This window comes from Ketobacter sp. MCCC 1A13808, assembly GCF_009746715.1.
Lineage (GTDB): Bacteria > Pseudomonadota > Gammaproteobacteria > Pseudomonadales > Ketobacteraceae > Ketobacter.
This window is the reverse complement of sequence record NZ_VRKW01000002.1, coordinates 147,281-161,010: the sequence shown is the minus strand read 5'-3', so window position 1 is coordinate 161,010 and position 13,730 is coordinate 147,281. Positions and strand designations below refer to the sequence as shown.

Sequence of the window (13,730 nt, the reverse complement as noted above, 5' to 3'; positions counted from 1 at the left end):
TAGTTACGTTTTATGTCCAAACCGGAATGGCTCTACGGAATTCACACCGTTAGCGCAGTATTAAAAAAGCACCCGGACAGGGTGCTGGAAATGAAGTTGCAGGAGGGGCGCGATGATGTGCGCCTGGAAGCATTGCTGAAACAGGTGCAGCGTGCGGGGGTAACCTGTCAGCGGGTCTCAAAGAAGGCCATGGATCATCAGTTTCAGGATGCCAATCATCAGGGTGTGGCGGCGCGCTGCCGCTTGTCCCAGTCCTGGGATGAAGATCAGCTTTATACCTATTTGGATAACAAGTCCGGTCCGGTATTGCTACTGGTTTTGGATTCCGTGACCGACCCCCATAATCTGGGTGCAGTGCTGCGCAGCGCCGATGCGGCCGGCGTTGATGCCGTGATAACCACCCGGGATAAGTCTGCCGGATTGTCGCCGGTGGTGCGCCGCGTGGCAGTAGGTGCGGCGGAAGTGGTGCCGTTTGTTCAGGTTACTAATCTGGCCCGATTGTTAAAAGAGTTACAGGAACGACGCATATGGGTGATCGGTACAGAGCTGGATGAGACTGCCAGTAGCCTTTATAGCGTTGATTTAAAAGACAATATTGCATTGGTGATGGGCGCTGAAGGCAGCGGTCTGCGACGTCTTACCCGTGAAAACTGCGATCAGTTGGTGTTTATCCCCATGCAGGGCGATGTCCAAAGCCTGAATGTGTCAGTGGCGGCCGGGGTCTGTTTGTTTGAGGCCTTGCGCCAGCGTCTTTAAAGCTGCTTGAGTTTACGGCAATCCTCCTATAGAATTCGCGATCCCTCGGGCTCTGTGCCTGGGGGGAACCTAGTTCGTTTAAGCAAAGTAAGCATTTACTCCTTGCCTTACCACGATCGTTCCTGAGAGGGAGCACGCGGGAGGCTTTAATCCGTAAGGAGATGTCATGAGACATTACGAAATCATTTTTATGGTTCACCCTGATCAGAGTGAACAAGTCCCCGGTATGGTTGAGCGTTATAAAGGCCAGATCCAGGAAGGCGGTGGCAGTGTTCATCGTCTGGAAGATTGGGGCCGCCGCCAACTGGCCTACCCGATTAACAAAATTCATAAAGCACACTATGTCATGTTGAATGTGGAATGCGCCCAGGACGTTCTTGATGAACTGACCAGTGCATTCAAATTCAACGACGCTGTACTGCGTAACATGGTGATCCGTCGTAACGAAGCTGTCACTGAGCAATCTATCCTGGTGAAATCCAACGAGAAAGATCGTGGTGAATCACGTGGCCGTGATTACGAGTCGCGTAACTCCGGTGACCGTGACAACAGCAGTCGTGACCGTAACGACAGCGACAGTAATGACGCTGACGATTCCGACGATGATGATTCAGATTCCGACGAATAATCGCCGCGAGCTGGATTGCTGATAGTAGCCGCTGATACGTGAACCCCCAAGTGGAAAGCAATCAACTGATTCTGAGTGGTACGGTAACGGAAGTTTTAGGATTACGTTACACACCCGGTGGTGTTCCCCATTATAGCTTTATGTTGGAACATCGATCCCGTCAGGAAGAGGCGGGCGTAGCACGGGAAGTGTTATGCAGAATAAAAGTCGAGGCACGGGGCCGGGAAATAACAGAACATTGCGAACCTCTGGCCGTGAGCGACCGTCTTCAAGTAACCGGGTTTTTATCCCGCCGGAACTATAAAGACAGCTCTGCAACCCAATTGGTATTACACGCACAGCACATTGAATTGCGTTAATTGAATAACAGGAGCCGACCATGGCACGTTTTTATCGCCGCAGAAAATTCTGCCGTTTTACCGCCGAAGGCGTCGTCGAGATTGATTATAAAGATCTGGACACTTTGAAAAATTACATCACCGAAACCGGCAAAATCGTACCCAGCCGTATTACCGGCACCAGTGCGAAATACCAACGTCAGCTGGCCCGTGCCGTTAAACGCGCGCGTTTCCTGGCTTTGTTGCCGTATTCAGATTCACACAAATAGGAATATTTGAGCCAGTATGATGTCGTCACTGGCAAAGTGGATCATGAGCGGGCCCTTTCAGGCGCTCGCTGCCGCTGTAGCCCTGGCCATGGTGCCCGGGCTTGGCTGGACATCCGGCGCAGTGATTGCGCTGGTTGCCTTAAGAAAGAGTATTAGCGACGCGGCTGTCCCGTTTTTGGGCGCAGCGGCGGTTGCGGTAATGGTACATTGGCCGGCCGGAGATGTTTCTCAGCTCGGTTTGGTGCTGGCTGCTGTAGTGGCTGCTGTGGTTTTGGCGGGTACAAGGTCGTTAGCTTGGGCGGTGATTGCCGCCGGTGTGGTTTCTGCTCTGTATATGCTGTCAATTCAAAGCTTGGCCGCAGCCAAAGTAGACCATCTGGTTACCCTGTTTCAGCCCAGCTTTGATGCATTTGAAGCGGAACTGAAAAAAACCGGTAACGAGGCCATGCTGGAGTTAGTCACGGTACGCAGTGTGGTAGTGGAAGGCATGGCCTGGGTTACAACGCTGGGCGCCATTGCTTCATTACTGCTGGCGCGCTGGCTGCAGGCCCGATTGTATAACCCCGGCGGTTTCAGGGCAGAGTTTCATCAACTGCGTCTGACACCGATGGCGGCGGCAGGTTTGATGCTGGTTTTGATACTGGTTCAGGCCAAACCGGAGGCAAGAATGGTATTGCCTTGTGCGGTGATGCCGTTACTGCTGGCAAGCTTGGGGTTGGTGCACGGTTTGTTTGGTCGCAAACCGAACAGTCTGCCGCTACTGGTATTCTTTTATGTGGGCTTATTAGTGTCCGCCGGGTTGGGAGTGATGTTATTGATCTCCGCAGCTGTAATGGACAGTTTTGTTGATTTTAGAAAACGAATTCAAAAGAGGTATGAGTGATGGAAGTCATTTTACTAGAAAAGAACCGTAACCTGGGCGAACTGGGTGACAAAGTGAAAGTACGTGCTGGTTTCGGCCGTAATTTCTTAATCCCTCAAGGTAAAGCCGCTCCGGCTACCGAAGAGAATATTAAATATTTTGAAGAGCGTCGTGCCGAACTTGAGAAAGCCGCTGCCGATCAACAGGCCGCCGCGCAAGCGCGAGCTGACAAAATCACGGAACTGGGTAGTGTAACGATTCCCGCCAAGTCCGGTGATGAAGGCAAGCTGTTTGGTTCTGTGGGTACTCGTGACATCGCAGATGCATTGACCGCCGCTGGTGTAGAAACCGTTAAAGCGGAAGTGCTTATGCCCAACGGTGCGATCCGCAACACCGGTGATTTCGAACTCGATATCCAGGTGCACAGCGACGTTACTGCGACCATCAAGGTTTCTGTCGTTCCCGAATAAGCCTTGTGCCGGCCTGCTGATAGCAGCCGATACAAGCCGGGAGGCTTCAGTCATACCTAGCAAAACTCTGGTAGCTTAAGGGCTGCCGGAGTTTTGTCGTTTCAGTCTCTTGTTATTGAGCGCAGTCACTGTTTGCACTGCCACTTGAACAGCCGTTACACTTGACGCAACTCCTTTCCTTAAAAGCACAAAGTATATAGCGCATTGAAACCCTATGAGTGAATCGCCCATCGAGCTGTCCCTGGATGCCGATATGCAATCGGCGTCGATCAAAGTACCCCCTCATTCCGTGGAAGCAGAACAATCTGTTATCGGCGGTCTCATGCTGGACAACCAGACCTTTGATGACGTGTCTGAGATCACTTCGGATGTGGATTTTTATCGTCGTGACCATCGCCTGATTTTTCGGGCGATCAGTCAGCTGGCGGAGCTGGGCCGCCCCTTTGATGTGGTGACCCTGGGTGAGGCATTGGATAACGCCGGTATTCTCGAGGACAGTGGCGGCATGGGGTATCTGGCGTTGCTGGCCAAGAACACGCCCAGTGCCAGTAACATCAAAGCCTATGCTGAAATCGTGCGGGAACGCTCAGTGCTGCGGCAGATGATTTCCATCTCCAGCGAAATTGCCGACGCGGCGTTCCACCCGGAGGGGCGCAGTTCTACCGAGCTTCTGGATGAAGCGGAACGTAAGGTGTTTGGCATTGCGGAACAGGGTTCCAAGAAAGGCGGCCCGCAACCGATTAAAGACGTGCTCAAATCCACTGTGGACCGGATTGATCAGATGTTCAAATCTGACGAGAAGTTCACTGGTATCCCGACGGGATTTACTGATCTGGATGAAAAGACCTCCGGCTTGCAGGCAGGCGCTTTGGTGGTGGTGGCCGCACGGCCGGCCATGGGTAAAACGACGTTTTCCATGAATATGGCAGAGAATGCGCTGATCCGTACCGGCAAGCCGGTTTTGGTGTTCAGTATGGAGATGCCGTCGGAGCAGATCGTGATGCGGATGCTGGCCTCACTGGGGCGTATTGATATGTCGCGGGTGACCTCCGGTAAGCTGGAGGAGGATGACTGGCCTCGTTTCAGCTCGGCCGTCAGCCTGTTGGCAGAACAGAAACTCTTTATCGACGATTCTGCTGGTTTGAGCCCTACGGAGATCCGTGCGCGGGCTCGCCGGGTTGCCCGGGATCAAGGTGAAATCGGTCTGATCATGATCGACTATATGCAGTTGATGCAAGTGCCGGGGGCGGAAAACCGGGTCAACGAAATCTCTGAAATCTCCCGCTCCCTGAAAGGCTTGGCAAAGGAGATGGAATGCCCGGTGATTGCATTATCGCAGCTTAACCGTAGTCTGGAACAGCGGCCCAACAAGCGGCCCATCATGTCGGATTTGCGGGAATCCGGAGCGATCGAGCAGGATGCGGATATCATCATGTTTATTTATCGTGATGAAGTTTATAACGAGGATTCTGACGACAAAGGTACGGCGGAAATCATCATAGGTAAACAGCGGAACGGTCCCATCGGTACTGTTCGTCTGGCCTTCCTGGGCCGTTACACCCGCTTTGAGGATCTGGCGCACAACAATTATGGAGAATACTAGAGCCTGGGCCGAGATTGATCTGGCCGCTTTACGCCACAATTTACAAGAAGTGCGAAGGTTGGCTCCCCGCAGCCGGGTGTTGTCGGTGATCAAATCCGACGGTTATGGGCATGGCAGCGTACGGGTCGCCCAAGCCCTGCTGGGCAGCGATGCTTTCGGGGTAGCAACCTTCAGCGAAGCCCTGATTTTGCATAAAGCCGGTGTTAAAGCGCCGCTTCTGCTACTGGAAGGCGTAATGGACGCGGATCAGTTACAGCAAGCATCGGCGCTTGGTTTTCAGATAGTGGTGCACGCGCAGTGGCAGCTCGACTTGCTCTTCAATACACCGATTCCGGAAGCGGTTGCGGTGTGGCTTAAGATTGATACCGGTATGCACCGCCTGGGGTTAGCGCCAGCGGATTGTCTGGCGACCTGGAACCGGTTGCAACGCAGCGATAAAGTGCAGTCAGTGGTGCTGATGAGCCATCTGGGCTGCGCTGATGAAAGCGCCCACCCGTTAACCGATGAGCAGTGCGCACGCTTTACCGAGCTGGTAGACCGCTGCGCCGCAACGAATGCCAGCCTGGCAAATTCGGCTGCGGTGCTCACCGCACCGGATCATCATTACCAATGGGTGCGGCCGGGCTTGATGCTCTATGGTGCGTCGCCGTTGCCCCATCGTTCGGCCAGCAATGTTAATCTGAAACCGGTCATGCACTTGCAGGCACGCATCTTTTCCTTGCGCACTGTTTGTGCTGGGGACAGCGTCGGCTATGGCGCCACCTGGAGAGCACTGCGTGACACTCGAGTAGCCATCGTCACCATTGGCTACGGTGATGGTTATCCCCGCCATATCAACAGTCAGGCGCAGGTGTTAATTCAGAATGTGCGTTGCCCGGTGATTGGCCGCGTTTCCATGGATATGCTGGCAGTGGATGTGAGTCAGCTTGGCGCTTTGCCGTTGCATACTCCGGTAACGCTTTGGGGACCGGGGCTACCCATAGAAGAAGTTGCGCAGTGGGCCGGAACGATCAATTACGAATTAATGTGTCAGGTCACCCAGCGGGTAGCGCGGGTGTATTCAGAGGCAGAACTTTAAGATTCATTTTTTATAATCCATTTTTTAAGGTTTAGAGCGCAATGGCAAAAGCTAAGACCCAGTTTGTGTGCAGTGATTGTGGCAGCGTGTCTGCCAAATGGGCAGGACAGTGCGCCGATTGCAGTGCCTGGAATACGCTGGCTGAGTTCAACCCGGATCGTGGTATGTCGTCCAATCGCGGCGGCAAATCAAGCTGGGCCGGAGAGGCCCGCAAAGTCACCACGATGGCGGCTGTTGAAATGGTGGAAGAGCCGCGCACCACCACCGGCACTGAAGAGCTGGACCGGGTATTGGGTGGGGGCTTGGTTGAGGGCTCGGTGGTCTTGATCGGGGGTGATCCAGGTATTGGCAAATCGACTATCCTGCTGCAAACCATGACTTTTCTTGCGGCGCAACGCAAGGCGCTTTATATCACCGGTGAGGAGTCTTTGCAGCAGGTTGCCTTGCGCGCGCGGAGGCTGGATTTACCCATGGATCAGCTGCGCCTGATGTCGGAAACCAGCATTGAAAATATCCTCGCTACGGCGAATCTGGAAAAGCCCCGTGTGATGGTGGTGGATTCGATTCAGACCGTGTACAGCGAAGGATTAAGCTCGGCTCCTGGCGGGGTGTCTCAGGTGCGCGAATGCGCCGCGGCTCTGGTGCGTTTTGCCAAACAAACAGGCACCGCCTTATTTCTGGTGGGCCACGTGACAAAAGAGGGCGCATTGGCCGGGCCTCGGGTGCTGGAGCACATGGTGGACAGTGTGCTGTATTTCGAGGGTGAGCAAGACAACCGTTTCCGCATGATCCGCGCTGTGAAAAACCGTTTCGGTGCGGTGAACGAGCTTGGGGTGTTCGCCATGACCGATAAGGGGCTGCGCGAGGTGAGTAATCCTTCTGCGATTTTTTTGTCCCGTTATGACCAACCGATTCCCGGCAGCATTGTGATGGTAACCCGGGAGGGCAGTCGGCCCTTGCTGGTCGAAGTACAGGCCTTGGTTGACGACAGTCAGTTAGGCAACCCCCGCCGGGTTGCGGTGGGCCTGGACCAAAACCGGTTGGCGATGCTGTTAGCGGTGTTGCACCGTCACGGTGGTGTGGCCACCCTGGGCATGGACGTGTTTGTGAACGTGGTGGGAGGCGTAAAAGTGCTGGAGACCGGCTCGGATCTTGCTGTGTTGGTGGCGGTGGTGTCCAGTCTGCGCAATTTAGCGTTGGACAGTCATCTGATTGTATTCGGCGAGATCGGTTTGTCGGGGGAAATTCGTCCGGTACCCAGTGGGCAGGAGCGTTTACGGGAAGCAGCCAAGCACGGCTTTACTCGCGCTATTGTTCCAAAAGGTAACCAACCCAAAGCGCCGATCGAAGGTTTGGAAGTCATTGCGGTTGCGCGGTTGGAGCAGGCATTGGACGCCCTGTGAAGAAAATGCGCTACAGCGTAACTGTTACGATCCGTAATTAATCAGGGCTTCGATTTCCCGTTCCAGCAGAAACTCACTTCCGGTGTTAAGCTCCACAATACGGCGTAAATGCGAGGCGCTGTCCACATCGATATGTTCACACACGATCCCGACCTGCTCCGCAGCAAGGTGGGCGACTTTGCCTTGCATGCAGATCTCCGTTTCCTCATCACTCAATAGTAAATACAGTGTGACCTGGTCGTCCTTGCTCAGGGGCAAGGCTTCAGGCTGTTTAACCAACGCCCCCTTAAGGGAAATATCCAATAGCTTAGTGGGGCAGCTCTCTTCCCCTTTGTGCAGCCGAGCGTTGGCGTCAAAAGCGATGCGGGTAAAATTACGTTTTTCAATCATGGCCTGGGCTCATGTGATTTTTGTTTATTTGGGTTCGGGGCGGGTGGTCACTTCTTTGACGCATACTTTACGCATAGCCAAACTTTCATAAAACGCCGAAAACCCAAAAAATTCAAGCCGTCAGCGCAATGTTTTTGTAAAGTTGTGAAACAACCTTGTACTTGGTTATTTATTGCATAACGCTGATACGATTCATGGGAAAAAACTCTAAAAACATGAAAAATTAACTATAAAATTTTTTGATGCTGCGTTAATAATTAAAAGATGAAAGCCAGCCGGCTTTATGGGAATAATTCGCCATCGGATTGGCAGAGCACTTTTTCACAACTCTGATTTAATCGCTGTAGAAGTTTAATAGCTGTAGAGGTATTGGGTTATGAGAACAACATCAACATCTGAAGACAGTACCTTCATTGATGACATTGACGATGACATGATGGATGGTATTGATAGCGATATTGAAAACCGTCTGGAAGCCAGGAATAAGCGTTCCGGCGACTATCTGCGCAAGATCGAAGCGTTGATGGAAGACCGGCGTCTGAAACACGACCTGGATGACTATGACGATTGGGATGTCGACGACGAATAAATAACAAACCCCGCTTAGTGCGGGGTTTGTTGGTCGTGAGGCTTACGCTACAACACGGCGACATTCGTGTGGACAACGATGCTGTCTATTGCAGCTTTTTGTATTTAATGCGTTTGGGTTGAGTCGATTCCTCACCGTATTTTTTCTTCTTATAAGCTTCGTATTCGGTGAAGTTGCCTTCATAGAACTCGACCCCTTCTTCGCCCTCAAAATCGAGGATGTGCGTCGCGATCCGGTCCAGAAACCAGCGGTCATGCGATATCACGATCGCGGTACCGGCGTAAGTTAACAAGGCTTCTTCCAACGCTCGCAGTGTTTCTACGTCCAGGTCGTTGGTGGGCTCATCCAGCAGCAATACATTGCCGCCTTTGCGCAGTAATTTGGCCAGGTGCAAGCGGTTGCGCTCACCACCGGACAACTCGCCAACGCGTTTTTGCTGGTCCGAACCTTTGAAGTTGAAACGGCCGACATAGGAACGGGAGGGCATCTCAAAAGAGCCGACTTTGATCACGTCTAGCCCGTCCGACACCTCTTCCCAAACGGTTTTGCTGCCGTCCAGATCGTCACGGGATTGATCTACGTAAGCCAGGTCAACAGTGCTGCCGATATGGACTTCACCTCGCTCTGGTTTTTCTTCGCCGACGATCATGCGGAACAGGGTGGTTTTACCGGCGCCGTTGGGGCCGATAATGCCGACGATGGCACCTTTGGGGATGGTGTAGCTGAGGTCTTCATACAGTACGCGATCGCCGAATGATTTAGTGACATTGCGAAACTCGATGACATCATCGCCCAGGCGTTCTGCTACCGGAATAAAGAGTTCCTGGGTTTCGTTTCGCTTTTGTGATTCCTGGCTGCTGAGTTCTTCAAAGCGGGCCAGGCGGGCTTTGCTTTTTGACTGGCGTCCTTTGGCGTTGGAACGAACCCATTCCAGCTCCGCCTGCATGGCTTTCTGGCGTGACGCTTCCTGCTTGGATTCCTGGGCCAGTCGCGCTTCCTTTTGTTCCAGCCAGGAGCTGTAGTTGCCTTTCCAGGGGATGCCGTGACCGCGGTCCAGCTCCAAAATCCATTCGGCTGCGTTATCCAGGAAATAGCGATCATGGGTAATGGCGACTACGGTGCCTTTATAGTCATGGAGGAAGCGTTCCAGCCAACCAACGGATTCGGCATCCAGGTGGTTGGTAGGCTCGTCCAGCAACAACATATCCGGGCTGGACAGCAGCAGGCGACACAGGGCGACGCGGCGCTTCTCACCACCCGACAGCTTGCTGACATCGGCTTCCCAGGGTGGCAGGCGCAGCGCGTCGGCGGCAATCTCCAGGCTACGGTCAATATCCCAGCCATTGTTGGCGTCGATTTTATTTTGTAACTCCGCTTGCTCTTCCAACAAGCTGTTCATTTCGTCATCAGACATTGGTTCTGCGAACTTCATGCTGATTTCATCAAATCGCGCCAGTACGTCTTTAATTTCCCGTACGCCGTCTTCGACGTTACCGCGGACATCTTTGCTCAGATCCAGTTCGGGTTCCTGGGGCAAATAACCGATATTAATACCGCTGGCAGGTCGTGCTTCCCCGTCGAACTCTTTGTCGACTCCTGCCATAATGCGCAGCACTGTGGATTTGCCCGCGCCATTCAATCCGAGGACGCCGATTTTGGCTCCGGGAAAGAAGGATAGGGAAATGTCTTTGATGATCTGACGTTTCGGGGGTACCACTTTGGATACCCGGTTCATGGTGTATATATATTGCGCCATAGGATAAATAGTTTTTGTGTGAGTCTGTGGTTGGGCGCTACGCTAACCCAATTGGGGCGCTGATGCAAACCAGGTCAGAGCCCGGGGAGTAGTAGAATAAGTAGTCGCTAAAGTCCCGGTAAGAATGAGCTTGAGCCCTGCCATCGCGGGGCTTTGGATGGTTGATTTAGGAGCATTTGTGAACACAGGATTTGCAGGGTGGAAGTGGCTGGCCTTTTGCGTCATCACAGTTTGGGCGCTGGGCGCCGGTTTCGTCTATTCAGCGCCATTGGGGCTGGATACGAAGAGTGCACCTGAACCTTCCAAAACCGATGCGCTCAGTAAAGAATTGGAACAACTGGGAAATGAGCTGGAGCGCCTGGAAAAGCAGGAAAGCAAACTTAAGCAAAAGCGCGTAGAGCTGAATCTGGAAATCCAGGGTGCGCCGCAGTTGGCGGATCAATTGCGTCTGGAAATTCGGCGTCTGGAACAGGGGGCGGCGAATGGTGAAAAGCCCATTCCGGACTCTCAGACCGCGCTGGATAAAGCAATAAGCCTGCTCGACAACCAGGCCCGTGCCTTGCAGCAAAGCCTGTCGTTCGTGCTTGAGAACATCGGAGATCAGCAGGCTTTGCCAAGCAAGGCCAGGTCGGATGTGCAGGAAGCACAGCGAGATGAACAGGCAGCCAAGGATAGGTTGAAAGAGCTTGAATCCAGTAATAAAAATTCGTCATTAAAAACCATGCAGGTGGCGGTTGTGAAGCAGCAGATTAATAATGCCGAGCTTCGCAAGAGTCTGGCGCAAAACCGGTTGGAGGGATATCAGCGGCTATTGGAACTGCACACGGTGAACCGCGATCTTTTATTACTACAGCTGGATATGATCAAGTCGGCATTGGAAGTGCTGCGCGAAAAGCGCGATGAGATGCGCCTGAACAGCGTTGATCAACAGAAAGACAGCCTGGTGGAGCTGAGCCGCCACTATAACGAAGTTCCCAAGGTGTTGGTGAACGAACAAAAGGAAAATAGAAAGCTCAATCAGTTACTGGTCTCCGTTACTGAAAGCCTAACCAGTGCATCTGACCGGCTCGCGGATGGTAAGCAGGAACTACAGGAAGTTAAATACCGCGCCGAGCTAGCGAAACAGCAACTTGAATTGACGGATTTTTATCAATACGTCGACGACTATTTGTTGCGGCAGAGGCAGGTGCTGCAAGTTAAGATTCGTGAGCATGAAAACGATGAAGGATTATCTACCGAGATATCCAAGGCACGACTGCGCCAGTTCCGGCTCGATGAAAAATTGCATCAGGTACGCACCGAAACGTCACGCAAGCAACTCATCGCACAGCAACTGGATGAGTCCAAAATTGATTCCAAATTTCGCCAGTTGGCAGATTCAGACCTGTATAAGATCTATAGCTTGCGGGCAGAAACCCTCAACAAGCTGGTGCAGGTCAATGCAGACTACGTGGTGGGTTTGACCAATCTGGAAATTCTTTATGAAGATCAATATGAAGAACGGACGGATTTCTATGAGCTGTTAAACAAGGAACTGTTCTGGCGCAAAAGCGCCACTCCGCTGAATCTGAAATGGTTCAGAATGGTCCCTGGCAGCGTGATCTGGTTTATTCAGGAGCATAAGTGGAGTGAGCCTCTGCGGATCTGGTATGAGGTCCTGGTAAAACCGGTGTTGCCGTTGTTGGGTTTGGTGGTGATGACCATTATCGGTGTTATCACCCGAAAGCGCCTGCGTGTCCGGCTGGAGCGGCTGCAGGAAAGAGTCGGTAATGTCACGAAAGATAAGTTCCGCTATACCTTGGAAGCGCTGCTAATCACCGTTTATATGGCTCTCCCTATCCCGGTCTTACTAGCGGTGCTGGGGTTCCCGCTGGTGCTAAACCCGCAAGCGTCTTTGTTCACCGATGGTATCGGTAAAGCCATATTGTTGATCGCGCGGTGGTTTTTCTTTTTTGAACTGATTCGTCAGCTATGCCGTAGACACGGCCTGGCGTTGGAACATTTTCAGTGGCGTGCGCACGGGGTGACAGCCTTAAAACGGTACCTGCCACTGCTTTATTTACAGTTGCCATGGTCGTTTGTGTTTGTGGTGGTGTGGCGTGAAGGGGACGACTTCCACTCCGGAGTTCTGGGAAGAGCCTCTTTCCTAATGACGGTGTTCTTCCTGTTTCTGTTTAACCTCAAATTATTCAATCCCAAGCAGGGGATTTTCAAGCACGGAGCTGAGGGGCCTGCCAGTTGGTTTCAGCGCTGGAACAAGCCTGTGTTCTGGTTGGCAATTTTAATGCCTGCTGCCTTGTTGGCGCTTTCATTCCAGGGTTACAGCTTCAGCGCGATGGAGTTGATGGTGCTGTTGTTCTATTCGTTTATGCTGGGTTTTTTGATACTGATACTGGATCAGGTGCTGCATCGCTGGTTTTCCGTAGTGGAGCGCAAGTTGGCTTACCGACGGGCAATCGAAAAGCGTGATGCGATACGCAAAGCCAAGGAGCAACAGGAAGCCAGTAAGAGCAGTGGTGAGGCAATTCCTGAGATTGAAATGCCCAAGTTGGACGTGTCCACTATCAGCGAACAGAATCGGGCTTTGTTGCGGGTGTTTTCCTGTTCCTTGTTTATATTGGTATGTTATTGGGTGTGGAGCGACTTTATCCAGGCCGCACAGATCTTTCAGGAAATTACTCTGTGGAGTTATACCACTGAAACCGATATGGGCACCGAAATTCACAAGGTCGCTTTGGGCACGATCTTAATTACCTTCTTAGTGCTGGCGTTGACCTATATCGGCGTAAAGAACCTGCCGGGCCTGATCGAGGTTATGATTCTTCAGCGTTTCAGTGTTGATCAGGGTGTTCGTTTTGCCATTACGTCAACGGCGCGGTATTTGGTCATTGCCGCCGGGATCATGGTCGCCTCCAGTCAACTGGGTCTGGATTGGAGTAAGTTGGGCTGGCTGGTGGCGGCGCTGGGTGTCGGTTTGGGCTTTGGCCTGCAAGAAATCTTTGCGAACTTTATCTCCGGTTTGATCATCTTATATGAACGACCGATCAGAATCGGCGATACAGTGACAATTAATGATCTGAGCGGCACGGTTTATAAAATCAATATGCGTGCAACGACGATCACCGATTGGGATATGAAAGAGCTGATCATTCCCAACAAAACCTTTGTGACGAATCAGTTCATCAACTGGACATTAAGTGATACCACCACCCGGCTGGTGTTGAAGGTGGGAGTGGCCTATGGCTCCGATACCAAGCTGGTCACCCGGTTACTTCTGGACATCGCCAAACAGCACGAGGACGTGCTGAACGAGCCTGCTCCATCGGCCTTTTTCCTGGGCTTTGGGGATAGCACCCTGAATTTTGAGCTGCGGGTATTTGTTGCTAAATTCGGTAATCGGCTGCCACTTTTGCATAATCTGAACACAGAAGTGGATTTGCGTTTCAAGCAAGCAGGCATCGAGATTGCCTTCCCGCAATTGGATTTGCATGTAAAGGACGTGGCCGCGGTAACGGGGACCAAAGCGTTCCAGCAACCCGGAGACGAGCCCGGGAAAGGGGCCGGCCAGAATAGCTAAGCCCCTTAGTA

General features: G+C 52.4%; 13 protein-coding genes. 11 read left to right on the top strand and 2 right to left on the bottom strand.

What is annotated here, in order from left to right:
• Window positions 1-12 precede the first annotated feature (12 nt).
• The 9 genes from rlmB to radA all read left to right on the top strand — a co-directional run bounded on the left by rlmB (window position 13) and on the right by radA (window position 7,407).
• The gene (gene rlmB, locus FT643_RS04680) at window positions 13-756 is read left to right on the top strand and encodes a 23S rRNA (guanosine(2251)-2'-O)-methyltransferase RlmB (protein WP_156869714.1); all 744 of its coding nucleotides are present in this window, start codon (window positions 13-15) and stop codon (window positions 754-756) included.
• Window positions 757-922: 166 nt separating this feature from the next.
• Window positions 923-1,384 carry a 30S ribosomal protein S6 gene (gene rpsF / locus FT643_RS04675; protein WP_156869712.1) on the top strand — a complete coding sequence of 154 codons (462 nt, stop codon included), beginning with the start codon at window positions 923-925 and terminating at the stop codon, window positions 1,382-1,384.
• Window positions 1,385-1,422: 38 nt separating this feature from the next.
• The gene (gene priB / locus FT643_RS04670) at window positions 1,423-1,743 is read left to right on the top strand and encodes a primosomal replication protein N (RefSeq protein ID WP_156869710.1); all 321 of its coding nucleotides are present in this window, start codon (window positions 1,423-1,425) and stop codon (window positions 1,741-1,743) included.
• A 20-nt stretch (window positions 1,744-1,763) separates the two neighbouring features.
• Window positions 1,764-1,991: a 30S ribosomal protein S18 gene (gene rpsR, locus FT643_RS04665; protein WP_156869708.1), complete on the top strand. Its 228-nt coding sequence runs from the start codon at window positions 1,764-1,766 to the stop codon at window positions 1,989-1,991.
• Window positions 1,992-2,007: 16 nt separating this feature from the next.
• The gene (locus FT643_RS04660) at window positions 2,008-2,874 is read left to right on the top strand and encodes a hypothetical protein (protein WP_156869706.1); all 867 of its coding nucleotides are present in this window, start codon (window positions 2,008-2,010) and stop codon (window positions 2,872-2,874) included.
• Window positions 2,874-3,323 carry a 50S ribosomal protein L9 gene (gene rplI, locus FT643_RS04655; RefSeq protein WP_156869704.1) on the top strand — a complete coding sequence of 150 codons (450 nt, stop codon included), beginning with the start codon at window positions 2,874-2,876 and terminating at the stop codon, window positions 3,321-3,323. The genes FT643_RS04660 and rplI overlap by 1 nt, the downstream gene beginning before the upstream one ends.
• 214 nt (window positions 3,324-3,537) lie before the next feature.
• On the top strand, window positions 3,538-4,926 hold the full coding sequence (gene dnaB / locus FT643_RS04650) for a replicative DNA helicase (protein ID WP_156869701.1): 1,389 nt from the start codon (window positions 3,538-3,540) through the stop codon (window positions 4,924-4,926).
• On the top strand, window positions 4,913-6,004 hold the full coding sequence (gene alr, locus FT643_RS04645) for an alanine racemase (RefSeq protein ID WP_156869699.1): 1,092 nt from the start codon (window positions 4,913-4,915) through the stop codon (window positions 6,002-6,004). Before dnaB ends, alr begins: the two co-directional genes overlap by 14 nt.
• 41 nt (window positions 6,005-6,045) lie before the next feature.
• Window positions 6,046-7,407: a DNA repair protein RadA gene (gene radA / locus FT643_RS04640; RefSeq protein ID WP_156869697.1), complete on the top strand. Its 1,362-nt coding sequence runs from the start codon at window positions 6,046-6,048 to the stop codon at window positions 7,405-7,407.
• 24 nt (window positions 7,408-7,431) lie between these two features.
• Here radA and FT643_RS04635 read toward each other — a convergent pair whose 3' ends face one another.
• The gene (locus FT643_RS04635) at window positions 7,432-7,797 is read right to left on the bottom strand and encodes a PilZ domain-containing protein (RefSeq protein ID WP_156869695.1); all 366 of its coding nucleotides are present in this window, start codon (window positions 7,795-7,797) and stop codon (window positions 7,432-7,434) included.
• Between the two features lie 376 nt (window positions 7,798-8,173).
• Between FT643_RS04635 and FT643_RS04630 the strand changes: the two genes are divergently transcribed.
• Entirely contained in the window at window positions 8,174-8,386 is a 213-nt protein-coding gene (locus FT643_RS04630; RefSeq protein WP_156869693.1) for a PA3496 family putative envelope integrity protein, read from the top strand.
• Window positions 8,387-8,471: 85 nt separating this feature from the next.
• Here FT643_RS04630 and ettA read toward each other — a convergent pair whose 3' ends face one another.
• Window positions 8,472-10,142, bottom strand: coding sequence for an energy-dependent translational throttle protein EttA (gene ettA, locus FT643_RS04625; RefSeq protein WP_156869691.1), 1,671 nt, complete (start codon window positions 10,140-10,142; stop codon window positions 8,472-8,474).
• Between the two features lie 178 nt (window positions 10,143-10,320).
• On the opposite strand from ettA, the gene FT643_RS23855 reads away from it, so the two are divergent.
• Window positions 10,321-13,719, top strand: coding sequence for a mechanosensitive ion channel domain-containing protein (locus FT643_RS23855; protein WP_198043318.1), 3,399 nt, complete (start codon window positions 10,321-10,323; stop codon window positions 13,717-13,719).
• The last annotated feature ends 11 nt before the right edge of the window (window positions 13,720-13,730 follow it).